This window comes from Rubritalea tangerina, from assembly GCF_042683245.1.
GTDB classification, from domain to species: Bacteria; Verrucomicrobiota; Verrucomicrobiia; order Verrucomicrobiales; family Akkermansiaceae; genus Rubritalea; species Rubritalea tangerina.
Genome location: NZ_JBHUJB010000013.1, coordinates 1 through 14,661, shown reverse-complemented (window position 1 = coordinate 14,661; position 14,661 = coordinate 1). Strand labels below are relative to the sequence as shown.

The window sequence follows — 14,661 nt, the reverse complement described above, 5'->3', positions numbered from 1 at the left end:
GGCTAACGGCGCTTGCGTTTATTTTGCGGTCTCTTTCGCTTATTGGCGGAGGGGGATTGTGGTTTGTTTTTATGTGAGAACTTCGAGGGGGAGGCGTGAGCCGACTTCTTGGCTGCTTTTTTTGCAGGCTTGCGCTTAGGTTCTTCTGGTTCTGCGTCTACGTCGTAGGTGAAGCCGTCGGCCTTTTTTTGCGGAAGGGTGACGCGAATGAGTTTTTCGAGTTTTTTGAGAGCGGGGAAGTTTTTTGGGGTCACGAAGGTAATGGCTTCACCTTGAGCTTCTGCGCGGCCAGTCCGGCCAATGCGGTGGATGTAGTCTTCGCTATGCTCTGGGAAGTCGTAGTTGATGACGTGAGTGACGCCGTCGATATCGATGCCGCGAGCTGCGACATCTGTGGCGACGAGCACACGGATTTTACCTTCTTTAAATTCTTTGAGAGCACGTCGGCGTTGGCCTTGTTTTTTGTCACCGTGTATTGCTTCGGCAGTAATATTGGCAAACTTGAGGGCCTTTGTGAGTTCTTCTGCGCCATCTCTAGTGCGGGCGAAGACGATGACGGCATAAAAGTGGTGTGAGCTTTCAAGGAGGTGCTCAAGCAATTCGAACTTTTGGTGTTCGTGTACTGGATAGACTGACTGGGTGATCGTTTCCGCTGGATTGGCTCGGCGGTCGACTTCGACGAGGGTGGGGGAGTGGAGGAATTCTTTTGTGAGGGCTTCAATTTGGCCATTCATCGTTGCTGAGAAGAGCAAGGTCTGGCGGGATTTAGGCAATGTTTTGCAGATTGTTCTGATGTCGGGGATGAAGCCCATATCGAGCATGCGATCGGCTTCGTCTAGGACGAGTGCTTGGATGTTTTGGAAGCGGCCATGCCCTTGTTCTACGAGGTCGAGCAATCTTCCGGGGGTGGCGATGACGATATCGACACCGGAGCGCAACTTGTCGATTTGACCGCGGTCAGGGACACCACCGTGGATTGCGGCGGTGCGGAGGTTGGTATATTTCGCGTAGGTGCGAACGTTGTCATGGATTTGGGAAACCAGCTCACGTGTAGGAGCAATGATGAGCACGCGGGTGCAGCGTTCTTCTTTTGCTTCGGTAGATTCAGTGAGTAGAGAGAGGAGAGGGAGAGTGAACGCGGCAGTTTTCCCGGTGCCAGTTTGGGCGATGCCGATGACGTCAGCCCCTTTGAGGACACGTGGTATTGCTCGTTCTTGGATGGGAGTTTCTTTTTGGTATCCTGCATCTTGGACGGCTTTTTTGATGCGCTCGTGAAGTTGTGAAAATGACATGGGAAAGGTGGATGTAGATTTGAAAAAGAATTCGAGCTGGGCGGGCTACGTCGTGATGTCGATGTTGTGGAGGGATGCGGAGAGTTCGGGGCAGAGAATCGGAAAAAGGCGTTCTAGGCAAGCAAGGTTTCCTGTTGTGTGGATGGAAATGCCCCCTGTGCCTGAGTGGTAGGGATTGAGGGATGCGGTTCTGCGCGCGACGGCCTCACCGGTATCAATGAGCTGGACGGAGTCACCGACAATTTTGCGAATGGTTGGGCTCAAGAAGGGGTAGTGGGTGCATCCCAGAACGAGGGTGTCCGCACCGGCTTCGACCATTGGGAGGGCATATTTGGCAACGGCAGACTCCACGGATGGGCCTGAGAGGGTGCCCTCTTCGACGAGGGTCACAAATTCTGGGCAGGGCTGGGTGATGACCTTGAGGTCGTTGGGGTAAATGTGGGTATCGACGAGTTGGTGAAATTTTTCACCAGCGATTGATGCCTCTGTCGCGAGAACTCCGATAGTACCCGTACGGGTGATTTTACTTGCTGGTTTTACCGCTGGTTCCATGCCAACAAAGGTGAGTGGGTAGCGTGCCCGTAGGGCTTCGACGGCATGGATGGTTGCTGAATTACAGGCAACAACAATCGTGTTGGCTCCCATTTTGATGAGCTCTTCACAGACGGCAAAGGCTCGCTTTTGGATTTGCTCTGCCGGTTTGTTTCCGTAGGGACACCAGGCGGAATCGCCAATGTAATGGATGGTGGACTGAGGGAGTTTTTTACGCAATTCAAGGAGTACTGAAAATCCGCCGACTCCAGAGTCGAGTATGCCAATGGCGTTGTTTGAGAGATCCACTTGGAGGATGATCTATCGCATAATCTGCAATGTCGAGAGCAAGCGCAAACAAGTTGTCATAGCATCGAGATATTTTGCATATGGGAGTATGAAGATGAAAACAAGTGTGCTTGGCGTGATGATTTTGGGTGTGGCTCAGGTGGTTTGGGCTGAAGGGATCATTGAGAGGAAGAGTGCTGATGGGAGTCGATTTTATCAGGGGGAGAAAGCCGAGCAGGGTGTGCTTAGATTAGATGCTAACAATGGCTTTTTTGACAAGGGGAGCTTCCGGGCCTTGGGCAAGGAGGTAGTGGAGAATCCAGATGAGAAAGCTTTGATTAAATCTCATTCAGCAAGTCTGCAATCACTGAAGGCGGGAAATGCGGGAGCAGCGCGTTGGTATTTTCTAATGGAGAAAGCTGGAGCGGTTCAGATCATGCTCCAATTTCAGAATCCTAGAGATTTGGGGAAGCTCCAGGAATGGGAAGTTGGGGTTGGGGGAAGGCAGCAAGCTTTCAAAGTGAATCCACTAGAAGGGCAACAACACGTGCAGGTGGAAATTCCTCTATCCGAGGGTGTACAGACCTTGAGCTTGAGCTTGCTCTCAGGCGATGTCGACGGAGTGTTGGAGTCAGTCGTGCTGAAGGGTGAGTCAGTCCAGTCGGCTCAGTTGTTACGGGCTCGATGGAGGCCAGCGGCTGTCCATGCGCGATACAGTTCAAAAAGTTGTCCGAAGACTAGAATGTGGGTTTTTGAGACGCGCAATGATTTACCGAGCTCGAACTACTCGCCGATCACGACAAGTTTTGGGTATTTTGGGGCAAGTTTTGATGCAGACCAAAGGGCCAGCGGGGGATTAAATTTTTCAATGTGGGCTGCCTCTCAGCATGCTGAGAAAGTGCCGTCACTGGAGCGGATGCCTCACTTGATTGCGTCTGGGAATCCTGAGGCTCAATTTAGTGGGTTTGGGCACGAGGGCAGTGGAGTGAAGATTCGGGGTTGGGAGCCATTCAGCCACCGACCGAAGTCGGTGATACAGGCATTGCGAGTAGAGACCAGTGAGGGGATGGATACTTTTTATGGTTACATTTATGATGAACCATCGGAGAGTTGGAAGCTCTTTGCGTCAGCCATGCGGCCGCAGAAGCATGTCAAAGATGAGGGGGGAAGTTATTTGCGAGTGGGATCATTTTGTGAGGTGCCGGGACCACCTCAGCGCGAACGGACCGGAGATCAGCGTCGACAAGTGGCCAGACGTGGCTGGTTTTATGGTGCGGATGGGAAATGGCATGCGATTGACACGATTCACTTAGGCAGCAAGGGGGAAATAAGTAGTAAAGCAGTCGGTGTGGCAAAAGATGGATGGTTGACGATGGCGACGGGGGGGATTGAAATGACTCGCCCCGCTGTTAGCGCGACGCGCGCAGAAGCAATGGCTCTTCCAGATTACCTAAAGGGGGAGAAAGAACGTCAACTTTGGAAGTTGCCAGTCGGGTTCAAGGGGGGAGAGGTGCTGTCTGTAAGGCCGCAGGCTGCAAGCGTTATGTACTCATTGGAGGGGCTGGAGGCAGGAGCTCAGGCGAAGTTGTATTACGGGACTGTGGATTGTTTAAGTTTCGTGGCTCGAGCGCTACACGGCACTGAGAAGAAAGGCGTGAGCAAAGACTTTTTGGGCGAGGGTAGAGTTTGGCAAGAAAGCACGCAATTCCAGAGTGTGATCAATGGTGCTAACCGTTTTGAAATCAAAGGTCTGAAGCCAGCAACCCAATATTACTTTCGCCTCTACGTGAAGCATGGAGGTGGTCAGAGTTGGGCATACAAATCTGGCCAATTCACTACGCCTGCTGAATAATGGAGCTCAGTCCTGCTGTGGTGAGTCTGGCTGGTCTGCTTTTGCCAGAACGATTTGGTAGCTGTATTTTCCGTCTGCAATTTTTTTTGCAATCATGAGAATTTGTGCATCTTTCTCTTTTCGTTGGAGGAGCCCGTCGGTCTTCTGAAGTTCGACGTCTTCAGGGAAATACATCTGAGTCGTGAGTGGGCGGAAGCCAAACTTGGTGATTTTGAAGTGGAGGTGGGGGGGGCGCGTCCACTTTTTGGCAACTTTGTAGGCGCCAGGCTTGATGGTTTTGAAATGGAATCCGCCCTCTTTTCCCGATGGTACGATGGCCCATCCTTGGAAGTTGGGATCGAGTGGTGCTTTGGAGGTGTCGCGGGGGTGTGCGTAGCGGCCAGCGGCATTTGCCTGCCACATTTCCACCATCGCGTCTTCGATGGGGTTGCCCTCAGTGTCGACGACTTTGCCGGTCAGGCTCACCACTTCGCCCTTGGCCTTTTCTGAACGCCCTTCGATTTGCGTGAGGTCGAAGTCTTTGTCCTTTTGCTGCGTGACTGGGTAGAAGGGGCCTTCTATTTCTGGTGGGGTTGGAGAGGATTTGGCTTCGCTATTGTGCGATGTAAATACTCCAACAGCAGTTCCTAACAATGTGGTTTTGAGGGCGTGGCGTCGATCGATGGGATTTTTCATAACTGAGGAAGATAGCTCAAATGGACTGTGGGCCAAGTTTGAATCTCTCTCTATTGCCACGTGGGTCACTTATGAAGTGCATTTACGGAACGAAAAAGGGGTTACATTTTACTGTAACCCCTTTAGTTAGAATGGTGCGCAATACAAGATTTGAACTTGTGACCTCTGCCATGTCAAGGCATTGCTCTACCACTGAGCTAATCGCGCTTTGTGTGCTTGCTTGAACCTTTTTGGGGTTCGCGCTGCGGGCGGGAAGCTAGGCTTTAGCCCGTGCGCTTGCAAGCATTTTTTCACTAAATTTCGATTGCTTTGACTGAGAGAACTCCGGCTTCGCTGCTTAGTTTATCGATAATCTCCTGAGTAGCAGGGGAATCGAGCTCAATCACGCTAAGGGCATTGCCTTCGGATTTATTGCGGGCGAGTGAGAGGTTCGCGATGTTCAAATTGTTTTCAGCAAGGCTGGTACCAACGAGGCCAACGATACCTGGGCGGTCATCATTGCGGACGATGAGGAAGTTGCCCGTGATATTGGTATCGACGTAGAGTTTATCGATTTCGACGATACGCGGTGATTTCCCGATGATGGTGCCAGCTAGGCGGAATTTCTCGCCACCTTTTTTGAGTTCAACGACGATGAGTTCGGCGTACTCAGTGGAGGCATTGATGGTGGACTCAATGAGTTCGAGGCCGAGTTCCTTGGCGATGGCAGGGCAGTTGACAATATTTACGTCCTCACGGGATGAGGATAGGAAGCCGTGGAGAACAGTACGTGAGACGAGCGGGGTGTCCTTGTCGGCAATTGGGCCGTGGTAGGACACGCGAATGGAATCGGGGCTGATAGGGCCGAGCTTTGCGATAAACTTGCCAAGGGACTTAGCAAGTCCAAGGTATTCGCCAATGTCTTCGAGTGCTGCCGCATCGAGTGATGGCATATTGATGGCATTACGGATTTCACCTGCAGTGAGGAAGTCACGGAGTTGTTCCGCTACCTGGATACCGACGTTTTCCTGGGCTTCATTTGTGGAAGCGCCGAGGTGAGGGGTGAATGCTGTGTGCCTTGGAAGGTCAAAGAGGATGTGGTCCGATGCGGGTGGTTCATCTTCGTAGACGTCGAGGCCACAGCCTGCGATGTGTCCAGAATCGATGGCGGCACGGAGAGCGGGTTCATCAATGAGGCCACCGCGTGCGCAGTTTACGACGATGGCGCCTTTGTTCATGAGGGCAAGGCGGTCGGCATTGATGATGTGCTTAGTTTCTGTGGTGAGGGGGACGTGAAGAGTGACAAAATCGGCTCCTGTGAGGGCTTCGTCAGGGGAAGCGGCGAGTTCGATCTTGAGTTGCTCTGCGCGAGCTGCAGTGAGGAATGGGTCAAATGCGCTGACTGTCATGCCGAAGGCTTGAGCGCGCTTCACAAACTCAGTGCCGATACGGCCCATGCCGATGACGGCGAGGCGTTTTTGATAGATTTCAATTCCTTTGAATGCTTTACGTGCAGCTGGGAAATCACCTGCGAGAACGCCAGCATGGCCAGGGCCAATGTTACGGGCCGCAGAGAGCATGAGAGTGAAGGCTAGCTCAGCGGTGGAGATGGTATTACCTGTCGGGGTGTTCATGACGATCACACCGTGGTCTGTAGCGGCTTCACGATCGACGTTATCGACACCAACACCAGCGCGACCGATGACTTTAAGATTGGTGGCAGCTTCAAGTACAGCGCGAGTCACCTTTGTTTGAGAACGGATGATGAGGCCATCATACTCGCCGATGATTTCGAGCAGGGCTTCTGGAGCGAGGCCTGTATTTACGTCGACTTGGAGGTCGGGATGTTGGGTGAGTGCTTCGACGCCAATTTCGGAAATGGGGTCAGATACAAGGATGCGCTTTTTGGACATGCGCAAACAACTACGGATTCGTCAGATTCTTGTCAAAGCCCGTGAGTGTCTTAATTGTCATCATCTGAACTTTATACCAAAATGTGACGATATGTTGTGAGAATCGGCAAAATGGTTTGCTTTGGAGACCTTTCTGTCGGGAAGAATTACTACTGAGATATGGAGCAAATATGGGCATCTACTTGTCATCTGACTTCACAGGCTTGACCCTGTGAAGAAGTATGAAAGACTGCGGGCAATTACTCACTTTTTTAAGTTATGAATCCATACGAAAACAACCGCCGTCCCTACTCATCTAAGGTAGTTGACGGTGATGATCGTGCGCCAAGCCGCGCGATGCTTTATGCTGTAGGTTTTGAAAAGGAAGATTTCGAGAAGCCGCAGGTGGCGATAGCCTCACTTTGGAGTGAAGTCACTCCCTGCAACATCCACTTGGACAAGCTCGCAGTTGAGGCTGCAAAGGGTGCTGACGCAGCTGGAGGTAAGTCACTGACATTCGGTTCTATCACGGTTTCTGATGGGATATCTATGGGAACTGAGGGAATGAAGTATTCATTGGTTTCGCGCGAAGTGATTGCAGACTCTATTGAAACGACTGTGGGGGCTGAAGGTATGGACGGTTTGGTTGCAGTGGGTGGTTGTGATAAGAATATGCCAGGATGTATGATCGCCATTGCGCGTCTCAACCGTCCGGCTGTCTTTATTTATGGGGGGACGATTTTACCGGGTTGTGCCTCGGTGAAGGGGGAGGAGAAAGATCTCGATGTGGTGTCAGTATTTGAAGCAGTTGGGAAGCATGCGAGTGGCGAGTTCAATGACAATGAGCTTCAGACTGTAGAGAGTTGTGCGATTCCAGGAGCTGGTTCATGCGGGGGCATGTATACTGCTAACACCATGGCGAGCGCGATTGAGGCTCTTGGTATGTCTTTACCCAATAGCTCGGCTCAAGCAGCAGTGGGGGATGATAAGATGATGGATTGTTTTGATGCAGGTGCAGCAGTGGTGAACATGATAGATAAGGGAATTCGCCCGAGTGATATTATGACTCGCAAAGCGTTTGAGAATGCTATCACTGTGGTGATTGCGCTTGGTGGTTCTACGAACGCGGTGCTTCACCTCTTGGCGATGGCACATGCGGCAAATGTCGAGCTCAGCATTGATGATTTCACTGAAATCGGTAAACGTGTGCCAGTGGTTGCTGACCTGAAGCCATCAGGCAAGTATGTGATGGCTGATTTGGTACGTATCGGTGGTACGATTCCATTGATGCGCACTTTGTTAGAAGCTGGCTTACTCCATGGTGATTGCATGACAGTCACAGGTAAGACAATGGCTGAGAACTTGGAGAATTCACCATTGTACTACCCAGAAGGGCAGAAGGTGATTCTTCCATTAGATAAGCCGAAGAAGAAGGACAGTCACTTGCGCATTTTATACGGCAACCTTGCATCTGAGGGGGCAGTGGCAAAGATTTCCGGTAATGAGGGAACGCTCTTTACTGGGTCAGCTCGCTGCTTTGATTCTGAAGAGGAATCAATGAAGGCTATTCTCGATGGAGAGATCAAGGCTGGGGATGTGATTGTGGTGCGCCGTGAGGGGCCGAAAGGTGGTCCTGGAATGCGTGAAATGCTTGGACCAACCGCTGCGGTGATGGGTCGAGGTCTCGGTGACAGTGTCGCATTGATCACCGATGGGCGATTCTCTGGTGGTTCACACGGGTTTGTTGTGGGACACATCACACCTGAGGCTTATGTTGGAGGAACCATCGGATTGTTGAAGGATGGTGACACGATTACCATTGATGCTGAGAATAACGAAATCAATGTTGACCTCAGCGAAGAAGAGTTAGCAGCCCGTAAGGCTGCTTGGGTTCAGCCTGAGCCACGTTACCGCCGTGGAGTATTAGCCAAGTACGCGAAGCTCACAGAGTCTGCTTCTAAGGGGGCTGTGACCGACGCGGGGCTCTAATCAAAAGTAGATTAGATTTTCATAGCACAGCTTCTCAGGAGGCTGTGCTTTTTTCATGGGTAGACGTGACCTTTGCAGCTGCAGCTAACCACAGGTTTCTTACTATGCTTTAGGTTGTGTGAGTGGTAGATGTAGGTGCCCCCAGACGGGCAGACAGGGAGACTGTGAGGAAATGGAGCAGTGGGGCCAGTGAGGTCATTGAGATTTTTTGGGATTTGACCATTGATGCCGTACCAGGCCTCTGCCGACTTAGTGATGGAGGATTGATTAATTATGCAGGCGGCACGGTTCGCCGATTCATGATAGAAATAGAGCCCCACTAGAATGCATGCAATCGCACAGCTGACAGAGACGATCAGGAGGACTTGTTTTTGTTTCGAGGACATTTCTTGTCCACCTGGATCGAGTGTGGGCTCTGGGAGTTTGTGTGATTGTGACGAGGCCATCATTACGGGTGTTTTTTGCTGTAAGCGGTGAGGCTGAGGTGGGCAGGAGTCATTGTTGACACAGAAAACATAGCCTTGGTGATGCCAAGCATTTAGGGGATTTGCAAGATCCTGAAAAAGATTTCATGAATTTTTCACCATTTCTTTGGAATAATTTCACGAATTGCGTATCTTACCCATGCTATGAAAGCAAAATCGATATTCGCAGCATTTGCGGTAGTTTCCTTGAGCAGTCTTTCCTTTGCTCAAGCTGAAGAAGCTGCAAGTGCAACAACTGAGAAGGCTGCTGCTGATGCAGCAGAGACAATGAAAGTCTTCATTGTCACCGCTAAAGGCGGTGGATGAGGCGCTGGCAAAGCGGTCCGTGCGGCCATTGGAAGTCAGGAGGGCGTAGAGTCCTATAAGATGTCAGGACTTCGTACCACTGTCGTCATGAAAGACGGTATGAAGCTCGACGAAACAAAACTCAAAGAAGCATTCAACAAAGGTCCTGTATCCTTTGTTTCACTTGAGGAAAAAGATCAGCCGGTTCCCAAGGCTGCCTATGTTCTGATGGTGAAAGGCGCTGGATGAGCAACTACAAATGATAAGGCTCGTGTAGCCTTAGAAGAGTTGCCAGGTATCGCTGCTGCTTATGTGAATCGCAAGTTGGAGATCCAGCTCAGCGAGGACAAAGCACTCGATGAAGCTGCAGTGAAAGATGCTCTCGCTAAATACAAGATCTCGGTAGAGTCTGTGAAGAAGGCAGAGCTTTAAGAATTGCTCCATATTATTTTTAACGGGTCCCCCAGTATCATTTGCGGATACTGGGGGATTTTTTGTTTTTAGAAGATGCATGAGATAGCTGTTGCTAATCTGGGGACATGCAGTCTAGCTTGCCAGCCCTGCGAGACCTCCACGACTATGAAGTTTTCTGATTTACCACTTTCCCCTCCGATATTGAAAGCGATTCACGAGGAGGGATATGATGAACCATCTCCCATTCAGCAACAGGCAATTCCTGCAGTGCTAGGTGGGCGAGATGTGATGGCGGCAGCTCAGACAGGGACAGGTAAAACAGCTGGCTTTACATTGCCGATTCTAGAAAAGTTGAGTGAGTCAGAAGCGCAAAGCTCACATAGGATTCGGGCCTTAATTTTGACTCCCACTCGTGAATTGGCGGCTCAGGTTGGAGAGGCAGTGGCTGCCTATGGAAAGCATACTTCATTGCGCTCTGCTGTTGTTTTCGGCGGGGTGAAAATCAACCCTCAGATTCGTAAGTTGAAGGCTGGTTGTGATATCTTAGTAGCGACACCGGGGCGTTTATTAGATCTCCACTCTCAGGGGGCTGTTCAGTTCAATCGTTTGGAGTTTTTTGTGTTAGATGAAGCTGATCGGATGTTGGATATGGGGTTTATTCACGACATCAAGAAGGTGATTGCCGCGTTGCCTGCTAGAAGGCAAAATTTGTTATTTTCGGCGACTTTTTCAGACCCCATTCGAAAGTTGGCAAAGGGGATTGTTCACAAGCCGATTGAGGTTTCAGTGAGTCCACGGAACACGACCGCGGAAACGGTGCAGCAAAGTTTGTATTCAGCGGGCAAGTCGCAGCGGGCTAGCTTATTGGTGAGGTTGTTTAAGGAGAATGGCTGGAAGCAGGTTTTAGTGTTTGTCAGGACGAAGCATGGAGCTAACCGCTTAGCTCGTCAGCTAGAGTCCAAAGGGATTAAGTCCGCTGCGATTCACGGAGATAAAGGTCAGGGGGCGAGAACGAGGGCCTTGGAGGGGTTTAAGAACGGGCAGTTAGATGCCTTAGTCGCCACAGACATTGCAGCTAGAGGCATTGATATTGATCAACTTCCTCAGGTGGTGAATTTTGATTTGCCTGATCAAGCTGAGGATTATGTCCACCGAATTGGGCGCACTGGACGAGCAGGGGCTGCAGGACAGGCTATTTCTCTAGTGTGTGCGGAACAATTCCCCCAGCTAGTGGATATTGAAAATTTGATTAAGACGCTCATTCCTCGCGTGAACCTCCAGGGATTTGAGCCCAGTGAGGTACTACCTGAGACGCGGCTTGGGATGCGTTCACCAAAACGTCCGCCTAAGAAGACTCCTCAGCGTGGGAAGCGGTTAGTGAAGGGTGGAGAGAAAAACTCTGAGAAAAAAGGAGGAACTCAGAAGAAGTTTCACCAACGTAGAAGGGGTAAAGGTTCGATGGCTGCCCAAAAACGTTCGAGTCACAATAAGTGACCAGATGTTAGAAGAAGGGGTTGTTTGCACGTTCTTGTGCGACAGTCGTCATGGGACCGTGGCCTGGGCATAAAATCGTATTTTCTGGCAGGCTAAGAATATGGTCACGAATGTTGGCTAGAGCAGTCGTGTAGAGTTCTGAGTTCAGGCATTTCCCCACAGAGCCTGCAAAGATGGCATCTCCGACAATACAGATAGGATAGGGCGTGCCAGTGATGAAGTAGGCTCTCGCGGGGGTGAAGTGTCCACTGACATCGAGGACTTTGATTTGGATATCCTCGAGTTGTATGATTTGGCCGTGCTGTAGTTCTTCTGGGAAATGTTTTTGGCTCATATCGAACTCGACGATTCCGGCGGTATGGTCGGGGTGGCCGTGAGTGATGAACAAATGTGAAGGTTGTGGGGTAAATGAGAGTAATTCAGTGGAATCCGTGCCCGTGTCGAAAACGATGGATTGTTCGTCTAGCTGAAGAAGATAGGCATTCACTCCGAGGTGGCCGAATGGACTGATCACACGAGTGAGAGCTGGGAGTTCCGGAGTGGTTGGCTGATAGTGTTTGAGAGCAATGAGTTTATTAGCATTGAGCTGAAGGTGCGGAGCGATACTATGAATGACTGAGGCATCTTCGGTGCCTGCGAGGCAATTACTGATGCGTTTTTCATTGATGCCCGCGAGGTGTGCGAGCTGCATGACACTACAACCATGGCCACGGATGGCTTTGGATAGGCAATCATTGTAGTCGTCCTCAAGCATAAGTATGGGGTGTTAAAATGTTGGGCTTTGCTGGGCTAACCAATCAGAGAGGATCTCGACGGCAGCAGCTTGGTCGATTAAGCCCTTTTGTTTCTTTGCATTTTTTCCAGCGGCATGGAGTTTTTCTGCAGCGGAGACAGTAGTGAGTCGTTCATCTATGAAATGGAGTGGAAGTGGGGTCGATAGGCTGGCTTTGAGATCGTTGGCGAAATCACGAATTTTGGCTGCGGCTGAGCCCTCGGTTCCATCCATTCTCAGGGGGAGACCGATGATGATTTGCTTTACTTGGCGTTGCTCTATGAGGGTGTTGATACGTTCGATGGGGTCTGTTTGCTGGCAATGAATGGTTTCTAGCGGGTGGGCGAGAATGCCTATGGGGTCTGTGATCGCCAAACCAATTCTAGCTTCGCCGTGATCAATGCCTAATGCTGGATGAAGTTCTTCCATGTTATATGGGTCGTCTTTGTCGTTGTAGGATCTTTTATACCTTATTGTCGTCATAAATGACAGTGAGTCCCACAAGAATTTACCTGATAAATTTTAGGGAGATGGAAATGGGGGCTAGAAAACAAGGTGATAATCTGCTAGAAAGAGAGTTATGAAAACTATCCTTGCTGCAATAGATTTTTCCAAAGGGACCCAAAGGATTTTGCAAGCTGCTAGTAAGTTGGCGGCTGCTTTTGATGAACATGTCTATTTAGTACATGTCATCGATGACACACCTTTGTATACGATGTATGGAATGTACCCTGAGGAGATTCCAGCAATGGCGGAGTATCGAGAGCTTGCTGTTGAGCGTGCGAAGCAGAAGATGGAAGAAGCTAAGGAGACTTTAGCTGGGATGGGGGTAGCTGTGGTGAGCGAGATACTAGACGGCCAGCCACAAGAGGCGATTCTTGAATTTGCAGAGAAGGTTCAGACGGACATGGTGGTAGTGGGGACGCATGGTCATTCTGCGATTGGGAGTGTGCTGATGGGAAGTGTGGCGAGTAGTTTGGTGAGGCAGGCGAAAGTTCCGGTGCTTGTAGTGCCTATTGATTGAGGGGGAAATCCGTTTGCTGGCGAAGGGCTGCCTTGACATCAGTTGCAAGCTAACGAAGAGTGCACGGGTGAAGAAAACCCGAACAAAACAAATGATCGCAGCAGGTATGGGTGCCATGCTTGCTTGTGGTGGGATTAATCTTGTGAATGCAGCAAATGTAGAGACTCCAGGTGATGTGGCGGCCGCCCCAGCTGGAGCAGAAAAGACGGCTTCGGGCTTAGCTTCGAAGGTTCTTAAAAAAGGTACGGGCGCAGAGAAGCCTGGTGCGCGTGATGAAGTCACAGTCCATTACAGTGGCTGGACTACAGACGGTAAACTTTTTGATAGCTCTGTGGAGCGAGGTCAGCCAGCAACATTCCCGCTTGATCGCGTGATTAAAGGTTGGACAGAAGGTCTTCAGCTTATGGTTGTCGGTGAGAAACGTCGTTTTTGGATTCCTGCTGATTTAGCCTATGGTGAAAACCCAGGTGGTGGTCGTCCAGGTGGGATGCTTTGCTTTGATGTTGAATTACTCAATATCAAAAAGGCACCTGAAGCTCCGAAGACTCCGGAAAATGTGGCTGCTGCACCTGCTGATGCAGAGAAAAGCCCAAAAGGGATTCCCACCCAGATCGTAAAAAAGGGAGAAGGTGAAGCCACACCGGATGCTCATGATCAGGTAACAGTTCATTATTCTGTATGGTTATCCGATGGGAAACTACTTGAGAGTTCTAAAATGAATGAACGCCCAGTAGTCGTGTCTCCAGACAAGCTACCTATCGATGGGTGGAGCGAGGCTGTTCAGCTCATGAAGAAGGGGGAGACTCGTCGTATTTGGCTCAGTTCAGCACAGGCATTTGGTGAAAACCCGCCTCCGGGTGCACCATCTGGCTCCGTGTGTTTTGAAATTGACTTAGTTGATTTTAAGGAAATGCCGGCTCCACCGCAAGCCCCAGCAGATGTAGCAGCGGCTCCAGCTGATGCAGAAAAGACAGCCAGCGGCTTAGCTTCGAAAGTGATTCAGAAAGGCACGGGTACCACGAAACCAAAAGCAACGGATACTGTGGAGGTACATTACTCAGGTTGGACTACAGATGGTAAGATGTTTGATAGCTCTGTCGCACGTGGAGAGACAACTTCATTCCCCTTGAATCAGGTAATACCCGGTTGGACCGAAGGCCTCCAACTTATGGTTGAAGGTGAAAAACGCCGTTTTTGGATTCCTGCCAATCTCGCTTATGGTGAAAACCCCGGTGGTGGACGCCCAGGCGGCATGCTTTGTTTCGACGTCGAGCTTGTAAAAATCAAGTAAGCTGGAACACGTCTAAGTTTATTCAGCCCGATTGCGAGAGCAATCGGGCTTTTTTTATCTAGAGTGAGAGGTGAATGACCTAGTTTCCATGAAGTGAGGGGGCGAAATTGGTGCAGTTAGATTTAGAATTAGAAAAAAGATTTTGGGGGGATTTGTTGAGTTATCAGTGGCTTGTGTGGTGGTGTGGAAGAAAAGCGTAAAAAAGTATCGAAAAGAGCTTGCGCGGGGTTGGGAAATATGTAGATTGCGCCCCGCCTCACCCGCCAAGGGGAGCGCAGGAGAGACTCACCAAGTTGCTCTGGAACACGGTTCCGCAAGTTGATGGTTCTTCCCTGAAAATGATCTTTTACACAACAAGGCTTTATTGGGATGCAATGTAACAATTGGAAGGCTCAATA

General features: G+C 50.3%; 14 protein-coding genes and 1 tRNA gene. 7 read left to right on the top strand and 8 right to left on the bottom strand.

Going from position 1 to position 14,661, the window contains the following annotated elements:
- Positions 1-2 precede the first annotated feature (2 nt).
- Together ACFSW8_RS02740 and murI are read right to left on the bottom strand one after the other, a co-directional pair.
- Positions 3-1,292, bottom strand: a complete 1,290-nt coding sequence (locus ACFSW8_RS02740; protein WP_377089036.1) for a DEAD/DEAH box helicase — start codon at positions 1,290-1,292, stop codon at positions 3-5.
- Positions 1,293-1,337: 45 nt separating this feature from the next.
- On the bottom strand, positions 1,338-2,132 hold the full coding sequence (gene murI, locus ACFSW8_RS02735) for a glutamate racemase (protein ID WP_377089037.1): 795 nt from the start codon (positions 2,130-2,132) through the stop codon (positions 1,338-1,340).
- Positions 2,133-2,220: 88 nt separating this feature from the next.
- Between murI and ACFSW8_RS02730 the strand changes: the two genes are divergently transcribed.
- The gene (locus tag ACFSW8_RS02730) at positions 2,221-3,963 is read left to right on the top strand and encodes a DUF3472 domain-containing protein (RefSeq protein WP_377177379.1); all 1,743 of its coding nucleotides are present in this window, start codon (positions 2,221-2,223) and stop codon (positions 3,961-3,963) included.
- Between the two features lie 6 nt (positions 3,964-3,969).
- Here the strand turns inward: ACFSW8_RS02730 and ACFSW8_RS02725 are convergent, their stop codons facing one another.
- The 3 genes from ACFSW8_RS02725 to serA form a co-directional block, all read right to left on the bottom strand.
- Positions 3,970-4,638 carry a dioxygenase family protein gene (locus ACFSW8_RS02725; RefSeq protein WP_377177377.1) on the bottom strand — a complete coding sequence of 223 codons (669 nt, stop codon included), beginning with the start codon at positions 4,636-4,638 and terminating at the stop codon, positions 3,970-3,972.
- A gap of 132 nt (positions 4,639-4,770) precedes the next feature.
- Positions 4,771-4,845 (bottom strand) — tRNA-Val (locus ACFSW8_RS02720).
- A gap of 86 nt (positions 4,846-4,931) precedes the next feature.
- The gene (serA, locus tag ACFSW8_RS02715; RefSeq protein ID WP_377089040.1) at positions 4,932-6,530 is read right to left on the bottom strand and encodes a phosphoglycerate dehydrogenase; all 1,599 of its coding nucleotides are present in this window, start codon (positions 6,528-6,530) and stop codon (positions 4,932-4,934) included.
- Between the two features lie 258 nt (positions 6,531-6,788).
- Between serA and ilvD the strand changes: the two genes are divergently transcribed.
- On the top strand, positions 6,789-8,498 hold the full coding sequence (ilvD, locus tag ACFSW8_RS02710; protein ID WP_377089042.1) for a dihydroxy-acid dehydratase: 1,710 nt from the start codon (positions 6,789-6,791) through the stop codon (positions 8,496-8,498).
- 53 nt (positions 8,499-8,551) lie between these two features.
- Here ilvD and ACFSW8_RS02705 read toward each other — a convergent pair whose 3' ends face one another.
- On the bottom strand, positions 8,552-8,947 hold the full coding sequence (locus tag ACFSW8_RS02705) for a hypothetical protein (RefSeq protein ID WP_377089043.1): 396 nt from the start codon (positions 8,945-8,947) through the stop codon (positions 8,552-8,554).
- A gap of 180 nt (positions 8,948-9,127) precedes the next feature.
- On the opposite strand from ACFSW8_RS02705, the gene ACFSW8_RS02700 reads away from it, so the two are divergent.
- From ACFSW8_RS02700 to ACFSW8_RS02690, 3 genes are all read left to right on the top strand, one after another.
- On the top strand, positions 9,128-9,289 hold the full coding sequence (locus ACFSW8_RS02700; protein WP_377089044.1) for a hypothetical protein: 162 nt from the start codon (positions 9,128-9,130) through the stop codon (positions 9,287-9,289).
- 60 nt (positions 9,290-9,349) lie between these two features.
- Positions 9,350-9,517, top strand: a complete 168-nt coding sequence (locus ACFSW8_RS02695; protein ID WP_377089045.1) for a hypothetical protein — start codon at positions 9,350-9,352, stop codon at positions 9,515-9,517.
- Between the two features lie 330 nt (positions 9,518-9,847).
- Positions 9,848-11,176, top strand: coding sequence for a DEAD/DEAH box helicase (locus ACFSW8_RS02690; RefSeq protein ID WP_377091459.1), 1,329 nt, complete (start codon positions 9,848-9,850; stop codon positions 11,174-11,176).
- 7 nt (positions 11,177-11,183) lie between these two features.
- Here ACFSW8_RS02690 and ACFSW8_RS02685 read toward each other — a convergent pair whose 3' ends face one another.
- Both ACFSW8_RS02685 and ruvX read right to left on the bottom strand, forming a co-directional pair.
- Positions 11,184-11,930: an MBL fold metallo-hydrolase gene (locus ACFSW8_RS02685; RefSeq protein WP_377089047.1), complete on the bottom strand. Its 747-nt coding sequence runs from the start codon at positions 11,928-11,930 to the stop codon at positions 11,184-11,186.
- A 12-nt stretch (positions 11,931-11,942) separates the two neighbouring features.
- The gene (gene ruvX / locus ACFSW8_RS02680; protein WP_377177375.1) at positions 11,943-12,431 is read right to left on the bottom strand and encodes a Holliday junction resolvase RuvX; all 489 of its coding nucleotides are present in this window, start codon (positions 12,429-12,431) and stop codon (positions 11,943-11,945) included.
- Positions 12,432-12,528: 97 nt separating this feature from the next.
- Between ruvX and ACFSW8_RS02675 the strand changes: the two genes are divergently transcribed.
- A complete protein-coding gene (locus ACFSW8_RS02675) occupies positions 12,529-12,972 on the top strand; it encodes a universal stress protein (protein WP_377089049.1) in 444 nt (147 codons plus the stop codon).
- A 67-nt stretch (positions 12,973-13,039) separates the two neighbouring features.
- Entirely contained in the window at positions 13,040-14,263 is a 1,224-nt protein-coding gene (locus ACFSW8_RS02670) for an FKBP-type peptidyl-prolyl cis-trans isomerase (protein ID WP_377177373.1), read from the top strand.
- The last annotated feature ends 398 nt before the right edge of the window (positions 14,264-14,661 follow it).

Excerpts from the sequence above, each read along its gene's own strand:
- ACFSW8_RS02705 (WP_377089043.1), bottom strand. The coding sequence starts at position 8,947 with ATGATGGCCTCGTCACAATCACACAAACTCCCAGAGCCCACACTCGAT.
- ruvX (WP_377177375.1), bottom strand. The coding sequence starts at position 12,431 with ATGACGACAATAAGGTATAAAAGATCCTACAACGACAAAGACGACCCA.
- ACFSW8_RS02675 (WP_377089049.1), top strand. The coding sequence starts at position 12,529 with ATGAAAACTATCCTTGCTGCAATAGATTTTTCCAAAGGGACCCAAAGG.
- ilvD (WP_377089042.1), top strand. The coding sequence starts at position 6,789 with ATGAATCCATACGAAAACAACCGCCGTCCCTACTCATCTAAGGTAGTT.
- ACFSW8_RS02740 (WP_377089036.1), bottom strand. The coding sequence starts at position 1,292 with ATGTCATTTTCACAACTTCACGAGCGCATCAAAAAAGCCGTCCAAGAT.
- ACFSW8_RS02695 (WP_377089045.1), top strand. The coding sequence starts at position 9,350 with ATGTCAGGACTTCGTACCACTGTCGTCATGAAAGACGGTATGAAGCTC.
- ACFSW8_RS02700 (WP_377089044.1), top strand. The coding sequence starts at position 9,128 with ATGAAAGCAAAATCGATATTCGCAGCATTTGCGGTAGTTTCCTTGAGC.
- serA (WP_377089040.1), bottom strand. The coding sequence starts at position 6,530 with ATGTCCAAAAAGCGCATCCTTGTATCTGACCCCATTTCCGAAATTGGC.
- ACFSW8_RS02690 (WP_377091459.1), top strand. The coding sequence starts at position 9,848 with ATGAAGTTTTCTGATTTACCACTTTCCCCTCCGATATTGAAAGCGATT.
- ACFSW8_RS02725 (WP_377177377.1), bottom strand. The coding sequence starts at position 4,638 with ATGAAAAATCCCATCGATCGACGCCACGCCCTCAAAACCACATTGTTA.
- ACFSW8_RS02730 (WP_377177379.1), top strand. The coding sequence starts at position 2,221 with ATGAAGATGAAAACAAGTGTGCTTGGCGTGATGATTTTGGGTGTGGCT.
- ACFSW8_RS02685 (WP_377089047.1), bottom strand. The coding sequence starts at position 11,930 with ATGCTTGAGGACGACTACAATGATTGCCTATCCAAAGCCATCCGTGGC.